Annotated in this window: 22 protein-coding genes; 11 read left to right on the forward strand and 11 right to left on the reverse strand. The window is 73.8% G+C overall.

Annotation, left to right across the window (positions count from 1 at the left end; genetic code table 11):
* Positions 1–25: 25 nt before the first annotated feature.
* Both ACIGXE_RS02615 and ACIGXE_RS02620 read left to right on the forward strand, forming a co-directional pair.
* Complete coding sequence (locus ACIGXE_RS02615) at positions 26–958, forward strand: NAD(P)-dependent oxidoreductase (RefSeq protein ID WP_399741886.1); 933 nt, start codon at positions 26–28, stop codon at positions 956–958.
* A gap of 200 nt (positions 959–1158) precedes the next feature.
* A complete protein-coding gene (locus ACIGXE_RS02620) occupies positions 1159–2385 on the forward strand; it encodes a serine hydrolase domain-containing protein (protein ID WP_399741889.1) in 1227 nt (408 codons plus the stop codon).
* A gap of 61 nt (positions 2386–2446) precedes the next feature.
* Here ACIGXE_RS02620 and ACIGXE_RS02625 read toward each other — a convergent pair whose 3' ends face one another.
* Both ACIGXE_RS02625 and ACIGXE_RS02630 read right to left on the reverse strand, forming a co-directional pair.
* Complete coding sequence (locus ACIGXE_RS02625; RefSeq protein ID WP_399743700.1) at positions 2447–3709, reverse strand: pyroglutamyl peptidase; 1263 nt, start codon at positions 3707–3709, stop codon at positions 2447–2449.
* A gap of 143 nt (positions 3710–3852) precedes the next feature.
* On the reverse strand, positions 3853–4431 hold the full coding sequence (locus ACIGXE_RS02630; RefSeq protein WP_399741891.1) for a TetR/AcrR family transcriptional regulator: 579 nt from the start codon (positions 4429–4431) through the stop codon (positions 3853–3855).
* A 170-nt stretch (positions 4432–4601) separates the two neighbouring features.
* Between ACIGXE_RS02630 and ACIGXE_RS02635 the strand changes: the two genes are divergently transcribed.
* The gene (locus tag ACIGXE_RS02635) at positions 4602–7040 is read left to right on the forward strand and encodes a glycoside hydrolase family 3 protein (RefSeq protein WP_399743703.1); all 2439 of its coding nucleotides are present in this window, start codon (positions 4602–4604) and stop codon (positions 7038–7040) included.
* A 76-nt stretch (positions 7041–7116) separates the two neighbouring features.
* Here ACIGXE_RS02635 and ACIGXE_RS02640 read toward each other — a convergent pair whose 3' ends face one another.
* The gene (locus ACIGXE_RS02640; protein WP_399741894.1) at positions 7117–7986 is read right to left on the reverse strand and encodes an SGNH/GDSL hydrolase family protein; all 870 of its coding nucleotides are present in this window, start codon (positions 7984–7986) and stop codon (positions 7117–7119) included.
* A gap of 262 nt (positions 7987–8248) precedes the next feature.
* Here ACIGXE_RS02640 and ACIGXE_RS02645 point away from each other — a divergent pair, with 262 nt between their 5' ends.
* On the forward strand, positions 8249–8743 hold the full coding sequence (locus ACIGXE_RS02645) for a DUF3145 domain-containing protein (protein WP_399741897.1): 495 nt from the start codon (positions 8249–8251) through the stop codon (positions 8741–8743).
* A 153-nt stretch (positions 8744–8896) separates the two neighbouring features.
* On the opposite strand, the gene fabF is transcribed toward ACIGXE_RS02645, so the two are convergent.
* The 5 genes from fabF to fasR all read right to left on the reverse strand — a co-directional run bounded on the left by fabF (position 8897) and on the right by fasR (position 13786).
* Positions 8897–10159, reverse strand: a complete 1263-nt coding sequence (gene fabF, locus ACIGXE_RS02650; RefSeq protein ID WP_399741900.1) for a beta-ketoacyl-ACP synthase II — start codon at positions 10157–10159, stop codon at positions 8897–8899.
* A 79-nt stretch (positions 10160–10238) separates the two neighbouring features.
* On the reverse strand, positions 10239–10487 hold the full coding sequence (locus ACIGXE_RS02655) for an acyl carrier protein (protein ID WP_384417396.1): 249 nt from the start codon (positions 10485–10487) through the stop codon (positions 10239–10241).
* 57 nt (positions 10488–10544) lie between these two features.
* Positions 10545–11576, reverse strand: coding sequence for a ketoacyl-ACP synthase III (locus tag ACIGXE_RS02660; protein ID WP_399741903.1), 1032 nt, complete (start codon positions 11574–11576; stop codon positions 10545–10547).
* Positions 11577–11594: 18 nt separating this feature from the next.
* Entirely contained in the window at positions 11595–12515 is a 921-nt protein-coding gene (locus tag ACIGXE_RS02665; RefSeq protein WP_399741906.1) for an ACP S-malonyltransferase, read from the reverse strand.
* A gap of 89 nt (positions 12516–12604) precedes the next feature.
* Positions 12605–13786 (reverse strand): fatty acid biosynthesis transcriptional regulator FasR, encoded by a 1182-nt coding sequence (fasR, locus tag ACIGXE_RS02670; protein WP_399741909.1) that lies wholly within the window; start codon positions 13784–13786, stop codon positions 12605–12607.
* Between the two features lie 94 nt (positions 13787–13880).
* Here fasR and ACIGXE_RS02675 point away from each other — a divergent pair, with 94 nt between their 5' ends.
* Positions 13881–14537: a pirin family protein gene (locus ACIGXE_RS02675; protein WP_399743706.1), complete on the forward strand. Its 657-nt coding sequence runs from the start codon at positions 13881–13883 to the stop codon at positions 14535–14537.
* Between the two features lie 64 nt (positions 14538–14601).
* On the opposite strand, the gene ACIGXE_RS02680 is transcribed toward ACIGXE_RS02675, so the two are convergent.
* On the reverse strand, positions 14602–15771 hold the full coding sequence (locus ACIGXE_RS02680) for an Ig-like domain-containing protein (protein WP_399741912.1): 1170 nt from the start codon (positions 15769–15771) through the stop codon (positions 14602–14604).
* 221 nt (positions 15772–15992) lie between these two features.
* On the opposite strand from ACIGXE_RS02680, the gene ACIGXE_RS02685 reads away from it, so the two are divergent.
* From ACIGXE_RS02685 to ACIGXE_RS02705, 5 genes are all read left to right on the forward strand, one after another.
* Positions 15993–17183 (forward strand): lipid II:glycine glycyltransferase FemX, encoded by a 1191-nt coding sequence (locus ACIGXE_RS02685; protein WP_399741915.1) that lies wholly within the window; start codon positions 15993–15995, stop codon positions 17181–17183.
* Positions 17180–18928, forward strand: coding sequence for a murein biosynthesis integral membrane protein MurJ (gene murJ, locus ACIGXE_RS02690; RefSeq protein ID WP_399741918.1), 1749 nt, complete (start codon positions 17180–17182; stop codon positions 18926–18928). Before ACIGXE_RS02685 ends, murJ begins: the two co-directional genes overlap by 4 nt.
* A gap of 81 nt (positions 18929–19009) precedes the next feature.
* Positions 19010–19693 (forward strand): response regulator, encoded by a 684-nt coding sequence (locus ACIGXE_RS02695; protein ID WP_399741921.1) that lies wholly within the window; start codon positions 19010–19012, stop codon positions 19691–19693.
* A complete protein-coding gene (locus ACIGXE_RS02700) occupies positions 19690–21171 on the forward strand; it encodes an ATP-binding protein (protein ID WP_399741924.1) in 1482 nt (493 codons plus the stop codon). The genes ACIGXE_RS02695 and ACIGXE_RS02700 overlap by 4 nt, the downstream gene beginning before the upstream one ends.
* Positions 21168–21770, forward strand: coding sequence for a hypothetical protein (locus ACIGXE_RS02705; RefSeq protein WP_399741926.1), 603 nt, complete (start codon positions 21168–21170; stop codon positions 21768–21770). The genes ACIGXE_RS02700 and ACIGXE_RS02705 overlap by 4 nt, the downstream gene beginning before the upstream one ends.
* A 141-nt stretch (positions 21771–21911) precedes the next feature.
* On the opposite strand, the gene ACIGXE_RS02710 is transcribed toward ACIGXE_RS02705, so the two are convergent.
* Positions 21912–22556, reverse strand: coding sequence for a TetR/AcrR family transcriptional regulator (locus ACIGXE_RS02710; protein WP_399741928.1), 645 nt, complete (start codon positions 22554–22556; stop codon positions 21912–21914).
* A 139-nt stretch (positions 22557–22695) separates the two neighbouring features.
* On the opposite strand from ACIGXE_RS02710, the gene ACIGXE_RS02715 reads away from it, so the two are divergent.
* Entirely contained in the window at positions 22696–23541 is an 846-nt protein-coding gene (locus ACIGXE_RS02715; RefSeq protein ID WP_399741931.1) for a class I SAM-dependent methyltransferase, read from the forward strand.
* Positions 23542–23738: 197 nt separating this feature from the next.
* Here the strand turns inward: ACIGXE_RS02715 and ACIGXE_RS02720 are convergent, their stop codons facing one another.
* A complete protein-coding gene (locus ACIGXE_RS02720; RefSeq protein ID WP_399741933.1) occupies positions 23739–24569 on the reverse strand; it encodes a serine hydrolase domain-containing protein in 831 nt (276 codons plus the stop codon).
* Between the last annotated feature and the right edge of the window lie 20 nt (positions 24570–24589).

Raw genomic sequence — 24589 nt, forward strand, 5'->3', positions numbered from 1 at the left:
TCAGGCCCCTTCTAGCGTCGACGACATGCAGAACGAGACGCACGAGACGGCCCGGACTCGCGAGACGCCCCAAACGCCCCAGACGCCCCGGACGCCCCAGACCCCGAGCCCCCGGCAGGCGTCGGCGGCTCGGCCCGAGACGCACGAGACCACCCACCGGGCCTCCGCGGCCCCCACGAAGATCGCCTTCCTCGGCCTCGGCTCCATGGGTCTCCCCATGGCCCGCCGACTCCTCGACGCCGGCCACCCGCTCACCGTCTGGAACCGCACCGCCGCCAAGGCCGACGAGCTCGTCGCGGCCGGAGCCGGGCGGGCCGCGACGCCCGCCGAGGCCGTCGCCGACGCCGAGGTCGTCGTCACCATGCTGGCCGACCCGGCCGCCGCGCTCGCCGTCGCCGACGCGATGGTCCCCGCGCTGCGCCCCGGCACCCACTGGATCGACACCTCCACCGTCGGCCCCGACACGGTCCGCGCCCTGGCCGCGCGGCTTCCTGCGGGCGTCACCCTCGTCGACGCGCCCGTCATGGGCAGCGTCGACCGGGCGGCCGCGGGCGAACTGATCGTGCTGGCCGGCGGCGACACCGCGCCCGTCGCCCATGTGCTGGACCGCTTCGGCGCCGTCACCGCGTGCGGTGCGCCCGGCGACGGCGCCGCCCTCAAGCTCGTCCTCATCAACGCCGTCATCGGCGGTGTCGCCCTGGTCGGCGAGACCCTGACCCTGGCCGAGTCCCTGGGCCTGCCCCGTGAACTCGCCCTGCGCACCCTCGCCGCCGGCCCCCTCGCGGGCGCCGTCGGCCGCGCCACCGCGACCGGCTCCCACTTCCCGGTCGCGCTCGCCGCGAAGGACGTGGCCCTGGCCACCGCGACCGCGAAGCTCCCCGTCCTGGAGGCCGTCCACGCCGCCCTCACCCGCGACCCGGCCCTGGCGGGCGCGGATCTCGCCGCCGTGGCGCGCTAGGTCCTGTCGTCGAACTCCCGTCGTTGCCCGGAGGGCGGGGCAGACGGTCGACGACGGGGCCTGGCGCGGTGGGCGGGGCGCCGAACGAGTGGACTCGCCGGAACGCGGCCCACGGGCGGCGGTCCGGCGCGGGGTCCGGTGGTGATCGTGGCGGTCCGACCCCGTGTCCGACCGCGTGAACCTGGAAGAGGCGCCCCCCGATGAGACGTACCTCCCCCCGCCGGCTGCTCGCCGCGACCCTGCTCGCGGCGTCCGTGCTGACGCCGATCGCGACGTCGCCGGCCACGCCGGTCCACGCCGCGCCCGCCCCGACCGCGGGCCCGCACCACGGCGAGGACTGCTCGCGGGACGGTCTCGGCCCCGAGCTGACCGCCAAGCTGGACCGGACCGTCGAGGACGCCCGCGAGCAGGCCCGCGTCCCCGGGCTCGTCGTCGGCCTGTGGATGCACGGGAAGGGCTGCTACGTCCGCGCGACCGGCGTCGCCGACAAGGCCACCGGGCAGCCGATGTTCGCGGACACCTACGTCCGGATCGGCAGCGAGACCAAGACCTTCACGGTCACCGCGCTGCTCGAACTCGTCGACGAGGGCCGGGTGAAGCTGGACGACCCCATCGACAGGTACATCCGCGGCGTACCGAACGGCCGGAACATCACCCTGCGCCACCTCGCCGAGATGCGCAGCGGCCTCTTCCCGTACACCTCCGACCCCGACTTCATCCACGACCTGTACAGCCGGCCGAAGCGGGCCTTCAATCCCTGGGAGGTCCTCTCCTACGGCTACCGGCACAAGAACATCGCCAAGCCGGGGGAGACGTTCCAGTACTGCAACTCCAACCTCGTCCTGCTCGGCCTGGTGATCGAGAAGGTGACCGGCCGGCCGCTCGCCGACGTCATCCACGACCGTGTGGTCCGCCCCGCCGGCCTGCGCCACACCTTCCTCCCGGAGGGCGCCGAGTTCCCGGAGCCGCACGCGCACGGCTACAGCGACCAGACGCTGACCGGGGCCACCGCGGACACCACGGACTGGAACCCCAGCTGGGCCTGGGCGGCCGGCGGAATGATCTCGAACCTCCGGGACCTGCGCCGCTGGGCCCCGGTCCTCGCCACCGGGGAACTGCTCAGCCCCGAGACCCAGGCCCAGCGGCTGAGGACGCTGCCGACCGGCTTCCCCGGCACCACCTACGGCCTCGGCATCCTCAAGACCAACGGCTGGATCGGCCACAACGGCTCCCTGCCCGGGTACGAGACGGTGACCGTCTACCTGCCCGAGCGCAAGGCGACCCTGGTCCTCATCCTGACCACGGACTCCCTCGTCGGGGGCCAGGAGCCGTCGACCCTCGTGGCCCGGGCGATCACCCGTCTCGTCACCCCGGACCACGTGTACGCCGGCGGGATCACCCCCCGCCAGGGCGCGTCCGGGAAGTAGCGTCGTCTGCCCGGAGGGCAGGGCTCGCGTGCGTGCCGGGCGTCGCGAGCCAGGCGAGACCTTACGGACGCGTCCCAGGACCCGAGGCCCCCGCGGCGACGGCCACGATCGCTCGCACCTGGGCGATGATGTCGAGCCGGTTCCGGACGAACTCGGGATCGGTGACCGTGCCCGTCGCCGGGTCCGTGTTCCCGGCGCCGAACTGCAGGACCGGGGTGTGCACATGACCGCCCGGCAGGTCCTTCAGGCCGAGGCGGTCGCGCAGCAGGGTCGCCCGGTAGGCGATCTCGTTGGACAGGTAGTTCCCGCCGCCGCCCGCCCGGGCGGCGGATCCGGGGGTCGGACCGTCGGGGCGGACCACCGGACTGTCGGCGCCGGCCGGGAGCTCGGTCACGGACGTGTTGTCGTACACGGGGAAGCGGCCGGTCGCCGCCGCCGTGATCACCCCGTACGGGAGGGTGGTCGACGTCCACTGCGGCTGGGTGGCCGGGTCGGCGACGGGCACGGTCTCCGTCCGGGAGAGGTTCTCGTTGTCGGGGAAGCCGCCGCGCCAGGCCCCGTTGGTGCGCTCGATGTCGAAACGGCCCGGCCGGCCCTGGCTCACCGTGGTGAAGAGGTCCAGCTCCGGCAGGTGCGGAGCCAGCGTCCGCTCGACCGTGCCGTCCGCGAAGTCCTGCCAGCGCACCGGGAAGACGGCCGTCTCGACCCGGGCGAGCGAGCCGTCGGCGGTGCGCAGCCAGGTGCCGTCCAGGGCGAGCGCGGTGGCGCCGGAGGGATTGCTGATCCGGGTGTCCCGGTCGAGCGTGAACGGGTCGAAGCCGGTCAGCAGGATCCGCTTCACGCCCTTGCCGGCCGGGAAGTGGAGGGTGTCCTGGCCGCGCGAGGACCGTTCGAGCCGGTCGAGCAATCGCGCCCGGCCCTCCTCGGTGACCCCGAACCCCGGTCGCCAGGAGCGCAGTTCACGGGTGAGTGCCAACCGCGACCAGTACAGCGGGCGGTCGTCGTCCCGGCTGATGTCGCCGCCCGCCGGGCCCCGCCCCTGTGCCCGGTCCACCGCCCGCCGCCAGAGCTGGGCGCCGTACCGCGCGACCGTCCGCTCGGCCTGCGGGAAGGTCCGGGCGTGACCGAGTGCGGCGGTGAACTCCGGTGTGAGCGCGTCGAATCCACTGCGCCGCAGGATCTCCTGGGGGGCCGCCCGGTCGAGCCGGGCCTCCTCGGCCGTGACGGCCGGGGCGTCGGTCGCCGAGGCCGGCGGGGCGCCCAGCGCGAGGGAGAGGGAGGCGGCGGCGAGCGCGAGGGCGAGCGTGCTGCGTATCGGGCGTATCGGGGGCACAGGGGTCCTTCCGTACGGCGGTGACGGGCCGTCGGAAGTATTCCGTCGCGTGGTCGGCCGCCGCTACGGTGCCCTTCGGGCCACCGGGGTCCCGCCGGCGCCGTGGCGTCGCTCCGCTCCGACGCCTCCGGGCGCTACGGCGCCCTGACCCGCCCCTCCTGGAGCAGCGCCAGGAAGTCCCGGAACGAGGCCGGCATGTCGACCGCCTCCGGGTCGAGCAGCCACTGGAACTGCAGGCCGTCCATCACGGCCGTGAGCAGCGGGGCCACCTGCTCCGGACCGAGGCCGCCGGGCAGTTCGTCGCCGAACTCGGCGCGCAGGACGTCGGCCATGTTCGTCCGCACCTGGGCGTAGCGCTCGGTGAAGAACGCGCGGGCCGGGTGGTCCTCCGTGACGCTCTCGCCGAGCAGGGCGGAGAAGGTCTGCACGATGCCCGGGCGCATCGCGTTGTACTCGACGAGCGACTCCATGAGGTCGAGCCGCCACTTGCCCGGGTCCCGGGCGCCGCTGGTGTCCCAGCGGTCGCGCTCCTCCAGCACCGCGACGAGCAGTGCCTCCTTGGTCGGGAAGTAGTGCAGCAGGCCCTGCTGGGTCAGGCCCACCCGTTCGGCCACGGCGCCGAGGGACGCGCCGCGGTAGCCGCGCTCGGCGATCACCTCCAGGGCGGCCCGGACGATCTCCGTGCGCCGCTCCTCGCTCCTGGCCCGTGCCATCGCCCCGTCCCCCTTCCGAAGGTCCCTGTCGAGAAGGACCGTACGCCATGATTTGATAACGAAATCCTAACGTAACCTACCGATCTACAGGTAGGGCCGTCACCATGGGCCGCACAAGCTCACTCCGAGGAGGTACGGCCGTGGCAGACGTGGCAGACGTGGCAGACGTGGTGGCAGACACGAACGCGGTGCGCGAACAGGCCGTCGAGGCGGCCCTGGCCAAGCTCGACCTGGACGCCAAGACCCGGCTGCTGGCCGGGCAGGACATGTGGTCCCTGCCGGCGCTGCCCGAGATCGGCCTGGCCTCGCTGGTCATGTCCGACGGGCCGATCGGGGTCCGCGGCGTCCGCTGGACCGCCGACGACCCGTCCGTCGCCCTGCCGTCCCCGACCGCGCTGGCCGCCGCCTGGGACCCGGCCCTGGCCCGCCGGGCCGGCCGGCTGCTCGCGCAGGAGGCCCGCCGCAAGGGCGTCCACGTCCTCCTCGCCCCCACCGTCAATCTGCACCGCACCCCGCTCGGAGGCCGCCACTTCGAGGCCTACAGCGAGGACCCGTACCTCACCGGCGCCATCGGCACCGGCTACGTGCGGGGCGTCCAGGACGGCGGCGTCGGCACCACGGTCAAGCACTTCGTCGGCAACGACGCCGAGACCGACCGCTTCACCGTCGACAACAGGATCGCCCCCCGCCCGCTCCGCGAGCTCTACCTCGCCCCCTTCGAGGCCATCGTCAAGAACGCCCACCCCTGGGGCATCATGACCGCCTACAACCAGGTCAACGGCACCACGATGACCGAGCACCGCCACCTCGTGAACGAGGTCCTGCGCGGGGAATGGGGCTTCGACGGCTACAACGTCTCCGACTGGATGGCCGCCCGCTCCACCAAGGGCGCCATCGAGGGCGGCCTCGACGTCGCCATGCCCGGCCCGCGGACCGTCTACGGCGAGGCCCTCGCCGCCGCCGTCCGGGCGGGCGAGGTCGACGAGACCGCCGTCGACGCCGCCGTGCGCAACGTGCTCCGGCTCGCCGCCCGCGTCGGCGCCCTCGAAGGCTCCCCGCCGGCCGTCGCCGCCGACGCCCCCTCCCACGCGGAGATCGACGGCGACGCCCTCGCCCGCGAGATCGCCCGCCGCGGCTTCGTCCTGGTACGCAACGAGGGCCGGGCGCTCCCCCTCAGGCCGGGGACCGTCGCCCTGTCCGGCGCCGCCGCCCGTGACGCCCGCGTCCTCGGCGGCGGATCCGCCCAGGTCTTCCCCGACCACACCGTCTCCCCGCTCGACGGCCTCACCGCGGCCCTCCCCGCCGGGGCCCTCACCTTCACCGTCGGCGCCGACCCCAGCGACGAACTGTCCCCCGCCGACCAGGGTTTCACCCTGCGGGCGGTGTGCCGCGACGCCGCCGGCCAGGTCCTCGGCGAGGGCAGCCTGCCGAACGGCCAGGTCCAGTGGATCGGCGACGACCTCCCGGCCGGTGTCACCCACGAGACCCTCGCCTCCGTCGAGGTGGTCGGCACCTTCACCCCGCGCGAGAGCGGTGAGCACGCCTTCGGCACCCGCGGCCTCGGCGCCTACACGCTGACCGTCGGGGGACGCGTCCTCTTCGAGGGCGTGCAGGCCATGGGCGCCGAGACCGACCCCTTCGAGGCCTTCTTCGGCTCGCCGGTCGAGCGCGGCAAGGTCGCCCTCACGGCCGGCGAGACCGTCGAGGTCTCCCTGCTCCACACCCTGGACAAGGAGTTCGCGGCCCCGCTGCCCGCCGTCATGTTCTCCTTCGTCCACCTCGGTCCGCGCCGGGACCCCGACGAACTGATCGCCGAAGCCGTCGAGGCCGCCCGAGCCGCCGACACCGCCGTCGTGGTGGTCGCCACCACCGAGCGCGTCGAGTCCGAGGGCTTCGACCGCAAGGACCTCACCCTGCCCGGCCGCCAGGACGACCTCGTCCGCGCCGTCGCCGCCGCCAACCCGAACACCGTGGTCGTCGTCAACGCCGGCTCCCCGGTCGAGCTGCCCTGGCGCGAGGACGTGGCCGCGATCCTGCTCACCTGGTTCCCCGGCCAGGAGGGCGGTGCCGCGCTCGCCGACGTCCTCACCGGTGCCGAGGAGCCCGGCGGCCGCCTCCCCACCACCTGGCCGGCCGCCCTCGCCGACGTCCCCGTCACCGAGGTCACCCCCACCGGGGGCGAACTCGACTACGCGGAGGGCGTGTTCATCGGCTACCGGGCCTGGGACAAGGCCGGCGCCGTCCCCGCGTACCCCTTCGGGCACGGCCTCGGCTACACCACCTGGGCGTACGAGTCCCTCGTGGTCACCGCGGAGGCCGCCACCGTCCGGCTCACCAACACCGGCGAGCGCCCCGGCCGCGAGGTCGTCCAGATCTATCTCGCGCCCGTCGCCGACGGTGTGGAGCGGCCGGCCCGCTGGCTGGCCGGCTTCGCGAGCGTCGGGGCCGGCGCGGGAGAGAACGTCGAGGTCACGGTCGAACTGCCGCGCCGCGCCTTCGAGATCTGGGACGAAGCCGCGAACGACTGGACCTTCGTGTCCGGCGGCTACGAGGTCCTCGCCGCCCACTCCCTCGCCGACGCCCGGCTGACCGCGCGCCTGGACGTCTGACATCCGGCGCACGCCCCCTGGAGACCGGCCCCGGGGCGGACCTGACGCCCGCTCCGGGGCCCCAGGGCGCCCGGCCCTACTCCCGGGTGACCTGGCGGTACGCGATCTCCGCGAGCCGCGCCTGGCCGTCCCTGCTCGGATGGAAGAAGTCCCACGGGCTCAGCTGGGCGCCCTCGAAGGCGAAGTCGAACACCGCCCCCTCGTCGTAACGGCAGCGCGGGTCCTTCCCGCACACCTCCCGCAGCACCCGGTTGTACGCGACCACCCGGTCCCGCACCCGCGCCCGGCGCTCCACGGCGGCGGGTCCCAGGTCCTCCGCGTCCGCCAGCATCGCCCCGCAGATGCCGAGCTTCCACACCTGACGGCTCATCGGACTGACCCGCCCGGTCTCCCACAGCCGTTGCAGATCCGGCAGGCTCGACACGTACACCTGCGCCTTCGGCGCCCCGGCCCGCAGGCGGCCGAGCGCCGCCGTGAAGGAGGAGCGGAACTCCTCGACCGGGGTCATCTGCTCCGGCCGGTCCCGGCAGGCGTCGTTCGCGCCCATCATGACCGTCACCAACTCCGGCCGCTCGGCCGCCGCCGCGGCCATCTGCGCGGGCAGCTCCGCCATCCGCGCCCCGCTGCGCGCCAGGTTCCAGCTCTTCCCGGCCACCCCCCCGGGGCCGAGCAGACGCAGCGCGAGGCTGTTGACCGTGGTGTCCGTGCCCGTCGCCCAGGAGACCTCCGGGCAGTCCGCCAGGACCGTACAGGCGTCGAAGGCGCGGGTGATGGAGTCCCCGACGGCGGCGACGGAGGCGGGGGCGGCGTTCCACACGGGCGTCGGCCGGGGCCGCGGGGCGGGGGCCGCCGCGTCGGGGCCGGCCGCGGAACACCCGGCCACCGCCGCCGCGCACAGCAGTGCCGTCGCGACGGCGGTGGTCCGGAAACGTCGTCGCCCGCGCATCCCTGGGGCCCCTCCTCGGCGTCCTCGCGAGTGAAAGCTTGGTATCCACCCGCCCCCGACCGACCGTACGTCACCCCGATGTGGGCGCGGCACGGTAGCTTTTCCCCCGTCGAACCTGAGGCGCCCCTTGCCGATCGGCTCCGGTAAATTACATCACGTCACATGCTGTCCCCTTTTTGGGGGTTTGCGAAGCTCATTCTTCGTGATGTTGTTTACTGAGGCCGCTGGGAAGGCGAACCTCGTCCCCACACTGGAGGTCCCGGTGACGACACGTGGAGTCCTGTACGTACACTCCGCACCGCGTGCGCTGTGCCCGCACGTCGAATGGGCGGTCGCGGGCGTCCTCGGTGCGAGGGTCCAGCTCGACTGGATCCGCCAGCCGGCGTCCCCCGGGACCTGGAGAGCCGAGTTCTCCTGGCAGGGGGAGACCGGCACCGCCTCCAAACTCGCCTCCGCCCTGCGCGGCTGGCAGATGCTCCGCTTCGAAGTCACCGCCGAGCCCTGTGCCACCGCCGAGGGCGAGCGCTACAGCGCCACCCCCGAGCTCGGCATCTTCCACGCGGTCACCGGCATCCACGGCGACATCCTGATCCCCGAGGACCGGCTGCGCGCCGCCCTGGCCCGCGCGGCCCAGGGCGAAACGGTCCTGGAGGCCGAGATCGCCAAGCTCCTCGGCAAGCCCTGGGACGACGAACTGGAGCCCTTCCGCTACGCGGGCGAGGGCGCCCCGGTGCGCTGGCTCCACCAGGTGGTCTGAGCCCCGCCCCTCGCGCGGCGTCACCGGCTTCGGGACGCCGGGCCGGACTCCGCCCGGCGGTTCGGCCGTTCCCCGGTCGGGTCGTCGGGAGATGCCGAAGGCCCCCTGCCGGGACGTTCCGGCAGGGGGCCTTCGGTGAGGTGTGACGGTGGATCAGACCGTGCGGAAGGCGAGCACCACGTTGTGGCCGCCGAAGCCGAACGAGTTGTTGATCGCGGCGATCGTGCCCTGCGGCAGCTCGCGCGGCTCGCCGCGGACGATGTCGGCGTCGACCTCCGGGTCCAGGTCGTCGACGTTGATGGTCGGCGGGGCCAGGCGGTTGTGGAGGGCGAGGACCGTCGCGACGGTCTCGATGCCGCCCGCGCCGCCCAGGAGGTGACCCGTCATCGACTTCGTCGCGGAGACCGCGACATGGTCCAGGTCGTCGCCCAGGATCTTGCGCAGCGCCTTGATCTCGGCGACGTCGCCCTGCGGCGTCGACGTGGCGTGGGCGTTGAGGTGGACGACCTCGGACGGCTTCAGGTCGGTCGCGTCGAGCAGGCTCTGCAGCGCCGCGGCGATGCCCCGGCCGGTCGGCTCGGGCTGCGCGATGTGGTGGCTGTCGGCCGACAGGCCCTGGCCCAGCACCTCGCAGTAGATCTTCGCGCCGCGCGCCTTCGCGTGCTCCTCGGACTCGATCACGATCACGCCCGCGCCCTCGCCCAGGACGAAGCCGTCACGGGCCTTGTCGTAGGGGCGCGAGGCCTTCTCGGGCTCGTCGTTGCTCTTGGACATCGCCATCATGTTGGCGAAGGCCGCGATCGGCAGCGGGTGGATCGCCGCCTCGGTGCCGCCCGCGACGACCACGTCGGCACGGCCGGTACGGATCATCTCGACGGCGTAGCCGATCGCCTCGGCACCCGACGCGCACGCGGAGACGGGGGTGTGCACGCCCGCCCGGGCGTTCACCTCCAGACCCACGTTGGCGGAGGGGCTGTTGGGCATCAGCATCGGAACGGTGTGCGGGGAGACGCGGCGGACGCCGGACTCCTTCAGCACGTCGTACTGGTCGAGCAGGGTGGTGACACCGCCGATGCCGGAGGCGATGACGGAGCCGAGCCGCTCGGGCACGACCTTCTCGTCCTCGCCGGCCGGGGCGGTGAAGCCCGCGTCGGCCCACGCCTCACGGGCCGCGATCAGCGCGAACTGCGCCGAGCGGTCCAGCTTGCGGGCCAGCGGACGGGGCAGCACCTCGGACGGGTCCACCGCGGCCCGCGCGGCGATGCGAACGGGCAGCTCAGCGAAACGCTCGCCCTCGAGGGGCTTGACGCCGGAGCGACCCGCGAGCAGGCCCTCCCACGTGGAAGCGGAGTCGCCACCCAGCGGAGTGGTTGCGCCGATACCGGTGACGACCACGGTGCGATTGGTCGAGCTCACAGGAAATCTTTCTCCATGTGTGTGAAGTTCGGAAAACGGCGCCACCGCTGGGTGGCGGACCGGGTCAGCAGAGGCCGAATCAGGCCTGGTGCTTCAGGATGTAGTCGGTCGCGTCACCGACGGTCTTGAGGTTCTTGACGTCCTCGTCCGGGATCTTGACGTCGAAGCGCTCTTCGGCGGCCACGACGACCTCGACCATGGACAGGGAGTCGACGTCCAGGTCGTCGGTGAAGGACTTGTCGAGCTCCACGTCCTCGACCGGAATGCCGGCGATCTCGTTCACGATCTCGGCGAGACCCTTGACGATCTCTTCCTGGGTGGCGGCCATGCTGGCGCTCCTTCTTGTGTGTGCTGAGGTAAGAGGCTTCCGGAAGATCCGGAGTGCCTAGGGGAGAGTAACGACCGTCGCGGCGAAGACGAGACCCGCCCCGAAGCCGATGATGAGCGCCGTGTCGCCACTCTTCGCCTTGCCGGTCGCCAGGAGCCGCTCCATAGCGAGCGGGATCGAGGCGGCCGAGGTGTTGCCGGTGGTCTCCACGTCACGGGCGACCGTCACGTGCTCCGGCAGCTTGAGCGTCTTCACCATCGAGTCGATGATCCGCATGTTGGCCTGGTGCGGGATGAAGACGTCGAGGTCGTCCGCCGAGATGCCGGCGGCGTCCAGTGCCTGCTGGGCGACCTTCGCCATCTCGAAGACGGCCCAGCGGAACACCGCCTGGCCCTCCTGCGTGATGGCCGGGAACTTGATCTCGCCCTTCTCGTTGAGGGGCAGCTTCGACACGTCGCCGACCTGGAACTCGTTCCACGGCACGGTCTGCTTGATCGTCTCGGACTTGTCGCCCTCCGAACCCCACACGGTGGGGCCGATGTGCGGCTCGTCCGAGGGGCCGACGACCACGGCGCCGGCGCCGTCGCCGAACAGGAAGGCCGTCGCGCGGTCCTCCAGATCCGTCAGGTCGCTGAGCCGCTCCACGCCGATGACGAGGACGTACTCGGCGGAACCCTCGACGATCATGCCCTTGGCGAGCGTCAGGCCGTAGCCGAAGCCCGCGCAGCCGGCGGAGATGTCGAACGCGGCCGGCTTGCCGGCGCCGATCTTGTCGGCGATCTCGGTGGCCACGGCCGGGGTCTGCTTGAAGTGCGACACCGTCGAGACGATGACCGCGCCGATCTGCTCGGGGTCGATGCCGGCGTCGGCGATCGCCTTGCCCGAGGCCTCCACCGACATCGCGGTGACGGTCTCCTCGGGGGACGCCCAGTGCCGGGTCGCGATGCCGGAGCGGGACCGGATCCACTCGTCGGACGAGTCGATCTTCTCCAGGATCACCTCGTTCGGCACCACGCGGGTCGGGCGGTAGCCGCCGACACCGATGATGCGCGCGTACGGGGCACCCTTGCTGGGCTTGATCTTGGCCATGCTTCTCGACACTCCTTGTCAGGCCGTGGCGGTCGTCTCGGCGACGAGCGTGCGGGCCGCGTCGAGGTCGTCGGGGGTCTTCAGGGCCACGGTGCGCACACCGGGCAGCGCCCGCTTGGCCAGACCGGTCAGGGTGCCGCCGGGGCACACCTCGATCAGGCCGGTCACGCCGAGCTCCTGGAAGGTCTCCATGCACAGGTCCCAGCGGACCGGGTTGGCGACCTGGCCGACGAGGCGGGAGATGACCTCCGCGCCGGTCGTCACGACCTGGCCGTCCTTGTTGGAGACGTACGCGGTGGCGGGGTCGGCCGGGGACAGCTCACGGGCCGCCTCCTCCAGCTTCGCGACCGCCGGGGCCATGTGGTGCGTGTGGAACGCGCCGGCGACCTTCAGCGCCACGACGCGGCGGACACCCTCGGGCTTGTCCGCCTCCAGGGCGGCCAGCTGCTCCGCGGTGCCGGCGGCCACGATCTGGCCGGCGCCGTTCACGTTCGCCGGGGTGAGCCCCAGCTTCTCCAGGTGCGGGACGACCACCTCGGGTTCGCCGCCGAGCAGCGCCGACATACCGGTCTGCGTGATCGCGGCGGCCTCGGCCATCGCCAGACCGCGGGTGCGTACGAGACGCAGCGCGGCGGTCGGGTCGAGGACGCCCGCGAACGCGGCCGCGGTGATCTCGCCGACGCTGTGACCGGCGACGGCGCCGGGGGAGACGTCGCCGAGGGCGGCGGCGGACAGCAGGCCGGCCGCGACGAGCAGCGGCTGGGCCACGGCGGTGTCGCGGATCTCTTCCGCGTCCGCCTTCGTGCCGTAGTGGGCAAGGTCGAGCCCGATGGCGTCGGACCAGGCCGCGACGCTGTCGGCGGCACCGGGGAGTTCGAGCCAGGGGGTCAGGAAGCCGGGCGTCTGGGCGCCTTGGCCGGGAGCGACGAGTACGAGCACCCTCACACTCTCTCTTGGGGACGGTCCCGCACGCCCGTGGGGACTAGGACGAAGAACCGCCGGGGGAATTGTTGGCGTTCGACAAAAGTCTAGGACTGCGTCTCCGCGTCGGCCAAGCGCCCGAGGATCAGCGCGATACGCAAGGTGAAGGCGGAGCGGACGTCGGAGGGTGACCAACCGGTGACGTCGGTCACACGTCGAAGCCGGTAGCGCACGGTGTTGGGGTGGACGAAGAGCATCCGGGCCGCGCCCTCCAGGCTGCTGGCCTGCTCCAGATAGACGCTCAGGGTCTCCAGCAGCGCCGAGCCCGCTTCCTCCAGCGGTCTGTAGATCTCCTCCACCAGCTGCTCACGCGCCGAAGGGTCGGAGGCGATGGCGCGCTCCGGGAGGAGATCGTCCGCCAGAACCGGGCGCGGGGCGTCCTGCCAGGCCGAGCAGGCCTTGAGGCCGGCCGCCGCCGCCTGCGCGGACCGGGTCGCCGCGAGCAAGTCGGGCACCACGGGCCCGGCGACGACGGGCCCGGCCGCGTACGGCCCGATCAGCGCCTTCGCGACGGCCAGCGGGTTGTCGTTGCCGCCGGCGATGACGACGAGCCGGTCGCCGAGGACGCCGGTCAGCACCTGCAGCTTGGCGTGCCGGGCGGCGCGCCGGATCGCCTCGACGGTCAGCTCGCTGTCCCCGTCGGGCGCGGTGCCCAGCACGACGCACACGTTGTCGGGCGAGTTCCAGCCGAGGGCGGCGGCCCGCGAGACGGCTCCCTCGTCGGCCTCCCCGGACAGCACCGCGTTGACGACGAGCGACTCCAGCCGGGCGTCCCAGGCGCCGCGGGCCTCGGCGGCCTGCGCGTACACCTGGGCGGTGGCGAAGGCGATCTCGCGCGCGTAGACGAGCAGCGCCTCGCGCAGCACGCTCTCGTCACCGGGCGCGGCGACCTCGTCGATCGCCGACTCCATGACCTCGATGGTGGTCCGCACCATCTCCACGGTCTGGCGCAGCGTGATCGCCCGGGTCAGCTCGCGGGGCGCCGTGCCGAAGACGTCCGTGGAGATCGCCTGCGGGGTCTCCGGGTGCCGGAACCACTCCGTGAACGCGGCGATACCGGCCTGCGCGACGAGACCGATCCACGACCGGTTCTCGGGCGGCATCGCCCGGTACCACGGCAGCGTCTCGTCCATGCGTGCGATGGCGCTGGCGGCGAGCCGCCCCGAGGACTGTTCGAGGCGCTTCAGGGTCGCGGCATGGCGGTGGGCGGCGTTCACGGGTTCAGACACGGGGACAAGACTGCCTTATCGGGACGGCGGCATGCGGGGTCGGGGCGGTTTCGCCGCCGTCGCGGCGGCGGCCCCGGCTACCGTGATTCCCGTGATACGCATCCAGCGCGGCGGCGAGCGGTACCCGGGCGGCGACCCGGGGACCGGCATCGACACCCGGCACGCCTTCTCCTTCGGCCGGTTCTACGACCCCGAGAACCTCCGCTTCGGCGCGCTGCTCGCCTGCAACGAGGAACGCCTGGCCCCCGGTGCCGGCTTCGACGAGCACCCGCACAGCCACACCGAGATCGTCACGTGGGTCGTCGAGGGTGAGCTCACCCACCGCGACTCGGCCGGCCACGCGACCGTCGTCCGCCCCGGCGACCTGCAGCACCTGAGCGCGGCGGCCGGCGTCCGCCACGTGGAGCGCAACGACGGCCCGGACCCCCTGGTCTTCGTGCAGATGTGGCTCGCCCCCCTGACCCCGGGCGGCGACCCCTCGTACGAGATCGTCCGCGGCATCGCCGACTCCACCCCGTACGCCCTCCCGGCGGCCGGCGCCATGCTCCACGTCCGCCGCCTGGAACTCGGCGAACGCAGCGCCGTCCCGGACGCGGACCTGCTGTACGTGCACGTGGCCCGCGGCACGGTCCGCCTCGCGGGCGAGGAACTGGCGGCGGGGGACGCGGCCCGGGTGGAGGCGGAGAGGGATCTGGCGCTGCTGGCCACCGCCGACGCGGAGGTGCTGGTGTGGGAGCTCCGGGGCACCTGACCGCCGCGGAGCTCCGGGGCGCCTGACCGCCGCCCGGCCCCGCCCCCGGTCAGCCCCGCCGGCGTCAGCGCAGGGCGCTCTTCGCCTGCCAGGCGGTCCAGCTCAGGTTCCACGCGCCGTAGCCGTTCCCCGGGGCGACGACGCCCTTCGTGTCCTCGCCCTTGATCTCGAACGGGTCGCCGGGGCGGACCAGGGCGTAGAAGGCGGCGGCCTGTTCGGTGCTCATGCCGATGCAGCCGGAGCTCTTGTTGGCGTTGCCGAAGTAGGCGGCGTTCCACGGGGCCGCGTGGGCGTACATGCCGGACCAGGTGAGGCGCATCGAGTAGTCGACGTCCTTGTTGTAGGCGTCGCCGAGGCCGACCGTCTCGGAGTTCATGTTGATCGTGCCCTCCTTCGCCATGAGGACGGCCGTGCCCCGCCAGGAACGCTTGTCGCCGCCGGGGGTGCCGCCGGAGACGGGGATCGTGCGGACCGCGCGGCCGTCCCGCAGCAGGGTGAGCTTCTTGCGGTCCAGGTCGACCTTCACGATCCGGGCCGCGGAGTCGACGGTGAAGCCGGTGCGGTAGTCGCGGACGAACCAGCCGCCGCCCGAGTCCGTGCCGTTCAGGGTCGCCTCCAGGGTGACCTTGGTGCCGGGCTTCCAGTACTCCTTGGGGCGCCAGTCGACGCGGTCCTTGCCCGAGTAGTCGGTCAGCCAGCCCCAGGAGCCCTCCGTGGGGTTGGAGGTCGTGACCTTCAACTGGCGCTCCACGTCGGCCTTGTTCGTCACCGGGCGGTCGAAGACGATCGACAGGGGCTGGGCGATGCCCACGGTCGTGTTCTTGCCGGGGGTCAGGGTCAGCTTGTTGACCTTGTCCGCCTCGGGCGTGGAGAAGGTCGACCTCGACGTCGTCTCCTTGCCGCCGGCCGTGCGGGAGGTCACCTCCACCGTGTACGAGGTGCCGGGCGCGGCCTTGCGGTCCGACACCCACGAGCCGCCGCCCGCGTCCGTGCGGCCGGCGAGCGCGGTGCCGTCCGCGTCGACCACCCGCACCCGGGCCAGCGTGCCGCCGGTCGCCTTCACGGTGACCTGCCGGCCCGCCGCCGGGGGCACCACGGTCACATTCGCCGGGGTGTCGTCCCCGCCGGCGGCCTTCGGTCCGGCCGGCTCGTTCGCCGTCGCCGCCGAACAGGCGGTGAGCGCCACCGCCGTGAGGAGGAACAGGGGTATGCGGATACGGGCGACAGGCAGCACGGGACGGACCTCCGCGGAAGCGTGAGAGGAGTGGAAGAGGTGGGATGTCCCGGACTCTAGGACGCCGCCGGCCGCCCACGCCGCCCACCGGGCCCATGTGACAGGCCCTGCAGAGAAACGGTCATCGTCCGGTCACATTCCTCGCGCGGAGTGGTCAAGACCGGCTGTGAGCCTGCTGTGCGCCCCACCACCGAACGGGGCGGAACAAGGAGGCTCCCGTTGTGTCAGCGCTGCTCGTGACGGCCGCACCCACCGACCGCCGCGCCCCGGCCGGTCCGCTGTGGCTCGGACCCGTGACCCCCGAGGCGTACCGCGCGTTCCTCGCCGCCCGCTCCACCGGCCCCGACGGACCCAGCTTCCTCCAACTTCCCGCCTGGGCCGAGGTGAAGGAGGGCTGGACCCATCAACTCGTCGGCTGGGGGCGCCGCTCCGGGGAGCTCGACGGTGTCGCGCTCGTCCTGCTGCGGGCCTTCCCCCGCACCCGGAAGTACCTCGCCTACCTTCCCGAAGGACCCGTCGCCGACTGGGCCGACCCCGATCTCGACGGCTGGCTCGAACCCCTGCTGCAGCATCTGCGCGGCCTCGGCGCCTTCGCCGTACGCATCGGCCCCGGGCCCGCGTACCGGCGCTGGAACGCCGCCACGCTCAAGGCGCACACCGGGACCGGGCGGCGCCTCTCCGACGTCCTCGCCACCGAGGTCGACCCGCTGGGGTCCGCCGTCGCCGAACGCCTGCGGGCGCGGGGCTGGCGCCGCTGCGGCGGGGACAGCGAGGACGGGGCCGACGCCCAGCCCCGGCACGTCTACCAGGTGCCGCTCACCGGCCGCAGCTCCGACGACCTGTGGCAGGGGCTCAACCAGGAATGGCGGCGCAACATACGCAAGGCCCGGAAGGCGGGCGTCGAGGTCGTCGTCGGCTCGGCCGCCGACCTCCCCGAGTTCTACCGGCTGCTGCGGATCACCGAGGAGCGCGACGGCTTCCGGCTGGGGCGCACGCTCGCGTACTACGAGCGCCAGTACGCCGTCCTCAACGCGGAGCACCCCGGCCGCATGAAGCTCTATCTCGCCCGCCACGAGGGCGAGGTGCTCGCCGCCCACACGATGATCACCGTCGGCCGCCGGGTCTGGTACCAGACCGGGGCGTCGGCGGACCACCGCCGCGAGGTCCGGCCCTCCAACGCGCTGCAGTGGCGCATGATGCTGGACGCGCACGCCGTCGGAGCCGATGTCTACGACCTGCGCGGGGTACCCTCCACCCTTGATCCGGACGACCGCGCCCACGGCCTGCTTCGTTGGAAGCTCGGCACCGGCGGACACGTCGTCGAGACCTTGGGGGAGTGGGAGATTCCGTTGCCCGGCACGACCAACCACACGCTGTACCGCGCCTTCCAGGCGTATCTGGCCCGGCGGTGACGGCCACCGTCACGGAGAGCAGGGCGGCGGCGCCGTCCGTCCTGCGCAGCGGCGCCCTCATGGCCGCCGGTTCGCTGGTCTCGCGCGCCACCGGGTTCGTCCGCTCCGCCGTCGTCGCCGCGGCCATCGGCACCGGGCTCGTCGCCGACGGCTACGCGGTGGGCAACTCCGTTCCCACGATCGTGTACATGCTGCTGCTCGGCGGCGCCCTCAACGCCGTCTTCGTGCCCGAACTCGTGAAGGCGGCCAAGGAGCACGAGGACGGCGGCGTCGCCTACACCGACCGGCTGCTCACCGTCTGCGTGCTCGCCCTCGCGGCGCTGACCGCCGTCGCCGTGCTGGCGGCCCCGGCGATCGTCGACGGCTACACCGACTACACCGGCGCGCAGCGGGACATGACCATCGCCTTCGCCCGCTACTGCCTGCCGCAGATCTTCTTCCTGGGCCTGTTCACGCTGCTCGGACAGGTGCTCAACGCCCGCGGCCGGTTCGGCGCGATGATGTGGACGCCGGTCCTCAACAACGTCGTCGTCATCGCGGTGTTCGGGCTCTTCCTCGCTGTGTCCGACGGCGGCCGGCTCACGGCCGGCGAGACCGCGCTCCTCGGCTGGGGCACCACCGGCGGCATCGCCCTCCAGGCCCTCGCCCTGCTGCCCTCCCTGCGGGCGGCCGGCTTCCGCTGGCGGCCCCGCTTCGACTGGCGCGGCAGCGGACTCACCGCGCCCCTGCGGGCGGCCGGCTGGCTGGTGCTGCTGGTCCTCACCAACCAGGCCGCGTACTGGGTCACGACGAAGGTCGCGACGGCGGCCGGCCAGCGGGCCGAGGGCGCCGGGCTCAGCGCGTACAACAACGCCTACCAGCTGTGGATGGTCCCGCACGGCATCATCACCGTCGCCCTCGTCACCGCCCTCATGCCGCGCATGAGCGGGGCCGCGGCCGAGGGCGACCTCGCGGGCGTGCGGCGCGACGTCGGCTACGCCCAGCGCACCAGCGCCGCGGCCGTCGTGCCCGCCGCCTGCGCCCTGTTCGCGCTCGCGGTGCCGGTGATGGGCACCGTCTACCAGTACGGCCGCACCGACGCGGACGCCGTACGGTCGATGGCCTGGATCCTGATGGCCCTCGCACCCGGACTCGTCGCCCTGTCCGGCCAGTACGTGTGCACGCGCGCCTTCTACGCACTGCGCGACACCCGCACCCCCTTCTTCCTCAACTTGGTCATCGCCGGGCTGAACGCGCTCCTCGCGGTCTGCGCGTACGCCGCGCTGCCGGCCCGGTGGGCGGTCGCGGGCATGGCCGCGGGCTACTCGCTGGCCCTGTGGGCGGGCTGGGGCCTCACGGCGTACGTGCTGGGGCGGCGGCTCAGGAACACCCGGGGCGCGGGTGCGCACCCGGGTGCCGGCGGCGCGGCGGGCGCCGCGGGCGTGGCCGGCGTGGGCCCGGGCGGCCCGGAGGGTGTGGCGGGCGCGGCGGGCGGTCAGGGCCCGGCCGGTGTCGAGGCCGCCGCGGGCCCGGCCGGCACCGGCGCGGGCGGTGCGCTGCTGCGGCTGCTCGCCGCCGCCGTTCCCGCCGCCGGGCTCGCCCTGCTCACCGCCGACCTGACCGCCCCGGCCGGCCCGGTGCCGTCCGGGCTCGCGGGCGCGGCCGTGATCCTCGCCGTCTTCGCCCTCCTGGCCGGTCCCCTCCGCCTCACGGAGGTGCGGGCCCTGCTGAAGGGCGCCACCGGCCGCCTCGTACGACGGGCCTGACCGGGCCCGCCGTCCGTCCACACCCCCCCCGCCGGGCCCCCTCCCCGGCGGGGCCCACCACCGAGTTGGGATACTCCGCAGATGCCACGCGTGCTGTTGATCGAAGACGACCCCTCCGTCCGCGAGGGCGTCGAGCTCGGGCTCCGGCGCCGCGGGCACGAGGTGCGGACCGCCGCCACCGGGGAGGCGGGGCTGGCCGCGCTCAAGGAGTTCCCGCCCGATCTGCTGCTGCTCGACCTGATGCTGCCGGGCATGAACGGCGTCCAGGTCTGCCGCAACGTGCGCGAGACCAGCCAGCTGCCGATCATCATGCTCACCGCCCGCGGTGACGACTTCGACGTGGTCGTCGGCCTGGAGGCCGGCGCCGACGACTACATCGTCAAGCCCGCCCGTACCGAGGTCATCGAGGCCCGCATCCGGGCCGTGCTCCGCCGCATCGAGGAGCCGGGCGGCGGCCGGCCCGCCGTCGAGTTCCACGGCGAGCTCGCCATCGACCGGGCCGGACTCACCGTCGCCAAGAACGGCGAGCGGCTCGCCCTCGCCCCCTCCGAGCTCAAGCTGCTGCTCCACCTGACCGCCGCCCCCGAGCAGGTCTTCAGCCGCCAGCAGCTCCTCGAACACGTCTGGGAGCACAGCTTCCACGGCGACGCCCGGCTCGTCGACGCCTGCGTCCGGCGCCTGCGCACCAAGATCGAGGACCCCGGAGAGCCCCGCTACATACAGACCCTGCGCGGCTTCGGCTACCGCTTCGGCCCGCTCCGGTGAAGGCCCACGTCCCCGGCGACGCCGACGCCGACCGGCCCCCGAGACGCCGCCGGCCGCGCCCCTTCGGCCTGCGCACCCGGCTCGTCCTCGCCTTCCTCCTGGTCGCCGCCGTCGGCTGCGGCACCACCGCCGCCCTGACCTACCGGGCCGCCCGCAACGCCATCCTGGAACAGACCCAGGACACCGCCGTCACCGCCTTCCGGCAGCAGGTGGAGAGCCTGAACACCATGCTGCCGGTCCGTGCCGACGGGCTGCGCAACGAGCTGCAGCGCATCGCCCGGCTGGGCAAGCCGCGGCCCTGGCGGGTCTACGCGGAGTACGGCACCCTGCGCCTGTCGTCCACCGACCGGCCCGAGTCGACCGTCCTCACCGCGGAACTGCGCCGCCGCGCCACCGCGCCCGGCGCCACCCACGGCAGCTTCCAGCGGGTCGTCAAGAACGGCACCCCCTACCTCACCGTCGCGGTCCCCGTCGTCTTCAGCGGCCGCGGCGGCTATCCGGCGGGCAGCCCCACCGGGCTCGTCCTGTACGCGGTGATGGACCTCGGCGAGGAGGAGGCCGACATCGAGGCGATGGTGCTGGCCGCCCGTGACGGCGCCCTGCCCGCGCTGCTCGTCGCCCTGATCCCCGCGCTGGTCGCCGCCCGGGGCGTGCTGCGCCCGGTGCGGGAGCTGCGCCGCGCCGCCCACAGCATGGGCCGGGGCCGCCTGGACACCCGTATCCACGCCAAGGGCAGCGACGAACTCGCCGACCTCGCCCGGACCTTCAACGAGTCCGCAGCCGAGCTGGAACGTTCCGTCGCCGAGCTGCGGCGGGCCGAGGCCCGCGCCCGGCGCTTCGCCTCCGACGTCTCGCACGAACTGCGCACCCCGCTCGCCGGGATGCTCGCGGTCACCGAGGTGCTCGACGAGGACGCCGCCGCCCTCGACTCCGACACCGCCCGCGCGGTCCGCCTGATCAGCGCCGAGACCGGCAAACTGGCCGTCCTCGTCGAGGACCTGATGGAGATCTCCCGTTTCGACGCCCGCGCCGCCGAACTCCACACCGACGAGGTCGACGCCGCCGAGACGGTCCGCAGGACCCTCCTCAGCCGGCACTGGACCGACCCCGCCCAGGTCGTCACCGACCTCACCGACGGCATCCGCGTCCGCATCGACCCCCGCCGCTTCGACGTCGTCGTCGCCAACCTGGTCGGCAACGCGCTGCGGCACGGCCGCCCGCCGGTCACGGTCCGGGTGTACGCGGACGGGGACCGGTGCGTGACGGAGGTCGCCGACCGGGGGCCGGGGATCCCCGACGACGTCCTGCCGCACGTCTTCGACCGCTTCTACAAGGCCGACGCGGCGCGCACCCGTTCGGCGGGCAGCGGCCTCGGCCTCGCCATCACCCTGGAGAACGTGCGGCTGCACGGCGGCACGGTCGTCGCCGCCAACCGCCCCGACGGCGGTGCCGTCTTCACCGTCAGGATCCCGCTGTGACCCGCACGCCGTGGCGGCGCCTGGCCGCCGCCCTGCTCAGTCTGGTCCCGCTCGTCGGCTGCGGCATCCAGGAGAGCGACGTCGTGGAGGCCGGCGGCGCGGCCACGGTCGCCGTGCACCCGACCGGCGGCGTGAAGCTGCTGCTCTTCCTCGTCGGTCCGAACGGCAACCTGATGCCGGTCGCCCGCGACCTCGGCCTGTCCTACGGCCCCGACGGGCAGGCCTCCGTCGTCGAGGGGTCCGATCCCGGCCGGATCATGCCCACCCGCCCCTCGCACGACGGTTACCGCGTCGCCACCGACAAGGTGCTCGGCCTCCTGCTGGAGGGGCCCGACGAGCGGGAACGCGCCGCCGGCCTCACGACCCGGCTCACCCTCCACGGCGCCGGCGCCCCGCACGCCGAGCCCCAGCCCGGCCAGGACGGCGGCCCCCCGGTCCTCGGTCTGCGCCTCGCGGCCCGCGTCCGGGACCTGGAGCCCGTGGCCGTACGCCAGTTGGTCTGCACGGCCGCCTTCGCCGAGGACCTCGGCAGCGCGGTCCCGGTCGTCATCAGCGGAACGGACGGCAGCCTGCCGGCCACGAGCTGCGAGCTCGACTAGCGGTACGCGCGTCCGGGGCGGCCGTACGACGGGGGAATTCCTGTCCGGTCCGGCGGTCGAGGGGCCGGTGGTCGAGGGGCCGGTGGGCCGAGGAGCCGGTGCGCCGAGGGGCTTGGCCGGCCGAGCGGGGGCTGTTGGTGTCTAGGGGCCGGTGGGGCCGGTGGGGCCGGAGAGGTCCGTGGCGCCGGCGGCGGCGGCCTCGGGGGTGCCGAGCAGCAGTGCCACCAGGCGTCGCATCGCGGGGCGGGGGTCGGGGGCGCCCGGCCAGGTGGTCATCAGCAGGTGGTGCGCGGTGCCGACGAGGGCGAGCGCCGCCGTGTCGGGGTCGACGCCGGACCCGACCCGGCCGAGTTCCCGCTCGGCCGCCAGATAGCCGGCCACGGAGTCCTGGATCGCGGCGAAGCCCTCCGCGCCGGCCTCCAGCGCCTCGCGGATGCGCAGCGCGGCAACCGGCCTGGTCAGGGCGAGGCCGGCGATCCCGGGGCCCACCGTGTCGAACAGGGCGAGGGCGACGGCGTCGAGGTGGTCCGCGACGGTGCCCTGCCCCGCGAGCCCGGCCAGCGCCCGCGCCTTCGTCGCCGTCCGCGCGAACCGGTCGAGGCAGAGCTCGGCCACGAACTCGTCGAGCCCCGCGAAGTGCGTGTGCAGCAGCCCCTTGGCGCAGCCCGCCTCGGTGGTGACGGCCCGGCTGGTGAGCGCGCCCGGCCCGTCCCTCTCGACGACGCGCTCGGCGGCCGCGAACAGCCGCTCGCGCACGTCCGGCGTCGCCACTCCACGCGGTGACATGGGCCTCGCTCCCTCTCGTCTCTCCGGCGGCGCGCCCGACGGCGCGCGACCCCTGGATGGTACGGGGATTGCAGGTATGGGCGCTTGCCCATACTGTTTGGGCGAACGCCCATTCTTTCTCGTACCGACGGAGGCAGCCGTGCCCGACATCGTCAACACGCAGCAGGCCCAGGCCTGGAACGGTTCCGAAGGCGCCCACTGGGCCCGCCACCAGGACCGCTGGAACGCCGTGAACGAGGGCTTCGACGAGCCGCTGCTCGACGCCGCCGGCGTCACCACGGCGCACCGCACCCTCGACATCGGCTGCGGTTCCGGCCAGACCACCCGCCGCGCCGCCCTCCGCGCCCCCGCGGGCGGCGCGCACGGCCTCGACCTGTCGGGCCCGATGCTCGCCGAGGCGCGCGCCCGCGCGGCGGACGAGGGGATCGCCAACGTCTCCTTCACCCAGGGCGACGCCCAGACCCACGCCTTCGAGCCGGGCGCCTTCGACGCGGCGATCAGCCGCTACGGCGTGATGTTCTTCGCCGACCCCGAGGCGGCCTTCGGCAACATCGGCCGCGCCCTGCGACCCGGCGGGCGCCTGGCCTTCGTGTGCCCGGCCGAGCCCTCCCTCAACGACTGGGTGGTGGCCATGACCTCACTGCGCGACCAACTGCCGGTGGGCGACTTCGGCACGCCGGGGCTGCCCGGCATGTTCTCCTTGTCCGACCTGGACCACGTCCGCGCCGTCCTCACCGCGGCCGGGTTCACCCGCGTCGCCGTCGACCGGGCCGACTTCCACGGGGCGTGGGGTCACGGGGCCGAGGACGCCGCCGCGTTCCTGCTCGCGACCGGCCCTGGCCGCCATGCGATGGACCAGGTCGACCCGGCCGCGCGGGACCGCGCCCGCCGCGCGCTCACGGACCGCCTGCGCGCCCATGAGACGGCGGACGGCACGGTACGGCTGCGCAGCGCGTCGTGGCTGGTCACGGCGGACCGCCCGTAGGGGACGGGCGCCTCGCCGACTCGGTGAAGCCGCGCCTCTGTGACCCCCGGCGCCGCTGTGACGCGCGCCTCGCCGACGTCCCGCCGCTGTGACTCGGCGCCTGGGTGGCGCGCCGCTTCGCTGACCCGCCGCCTCAGCGACGTGCCGCCTCAGCGACGTGCCGCCTCAGCGACGTGCCGCCTCAGCGACGTGCCGCCTCAGCGGTCGGCGCCGCCGGCGCGGAGCTCCGTGAGGACTCCGTCCGTGAACGGCGGCCACGCCTCGATCGCCCACGGCCCGAAGGGCCGGTCCGTCAGCGCCACGCACGCCGCGCGTGCGTCGGGGTCGATCCACAGGAACGTTCCGGCCTGGCCGAAGTGCCCGAAGGTGCGCGGCGAGGACGTCGCGCCGGTCCAGTGCGGCGCCTTGCCGTCGCGGATCTCGAAGCCCAGGCCCCAGTCGTTCGGCCGCTGATGCCCGTAACCGGGCAGGATGCCGGTGACACCGGGGTAGGTGACCGTCATCGCGTCCAGGACGGTCCGCGCGTCGAGCAGTCGCGGCGCCTGCACCTCGGCGGCGAAGCGCACCAGGTCGTCGACGGTCGACACGCCGTCCTTCGCGGGCGATCCCTCCAGGCTCGTCGAGGACATGCCGAGCGGCTCCAGGACGGCCTGGTGCAGATACTCGGCGAAGGGGATGTCGGTGGCCTTGGCGACATGGTCGCCGAGCACCTCGAAGCCCGTGTTGGAGTAGATCCGGCGGGTGCCGGGCGCGGCCATGACCCGGTTCTCGTCGAAGGCCAGCCCGGAGGTGTGGGCCAGCAGATGCCGCACGGTCGCGCCCTCGGGACCGGCCGGCTCGTCGAGGTCGATCGCCCCCTCCTCGTACGCGACGAGGACCGCGTACGCCGCGAGCGGCTTGGTCACGGAGGCCAGCGCGAAGCGCCGCCCCGTGGGGCCGTACGCTCCGGCCAGGGTGCCGTCCGCGCGGACGACGGCGGCGGCCGCGGTGGGGACGGGCCAGTTCTCGATCGACGCCAGGCTCTGCATGGAGCCGAGCCTACTTGCTT

Source organism: Streptomyces sp. NPDC053431, assembly GCF_044544925.1.
Taxonomy (GTDB): Bacteria; Actinomycetota; Actinomycetes; order Streptomycetales; family Streptomycetaceae; genus Streptomyces.

Coding starts and splice junctions, on each gene's coding strand:
- ACIGXE_RS02620 (WP_399741889.1), top strand. CDS start 1,159: ATGAGACGTACCTCCCCCCGCCGGCTGCTCGCCGCGACCCTGCTCGCG.
- ACIGXE_RS02615 (WP_399741886.1), top strand. CDS start 26: ATGCAGAACGAGACGCACGAGACGGCCCGGACTCGCGAGACGCCCCAA.
- ACIGXE_RS02660 (WP_399741903.1), bottom strand. CDS start 11,576: ATGGCCAAGATCAAGCCCAGCAAGGGTGCCCCGTACGCGCGCATCATC.
- ACIGXE_RS02720 (WP_399741933.1), bottom strand. CDS start 24,569: ATGCAGAGCCTGGCGTCGATCGAGAACTGGCCCGTCCCCACCGCGGCC.
- ACIGXE_RS02630 (WP_399741891.1), bottom strand. CDS start 4,431: ATGGCACGGGCCAGGAGCGAGGAGCGGCGCACGGAGATCGTCCGGGCC.
- ACIGXE_RS02695 (WP_399741921.1), top strand. CDS start 19,010: ATGCCACGCGTGCTGTTGATCGAAGACGACCCCTCCGTCCGCGAGGGC.
- ACIGXE_RS02640 (WP_399741894.1), bottom strand. CDS start 7,986: ATGCGCGGGCGACGACGTTTCCGGACCACCGCCGTCGCGACGGCACTG.
- ACIGXE_RS02710 (WP_399741928.1), bottom strand. CDS start 22,556: ATGTCACCGCGTGGAGTGGCGACGCCGGACGTGCGCGAGCGGCTGTTC.
- ACIGXE_RS02655 (WP_384417396.1), bottom strand. CDS start 10,487: ATGGCCGCCACCCAGGAAGAGATCGTCAAGGGTCTCGCCGAGATCGTG.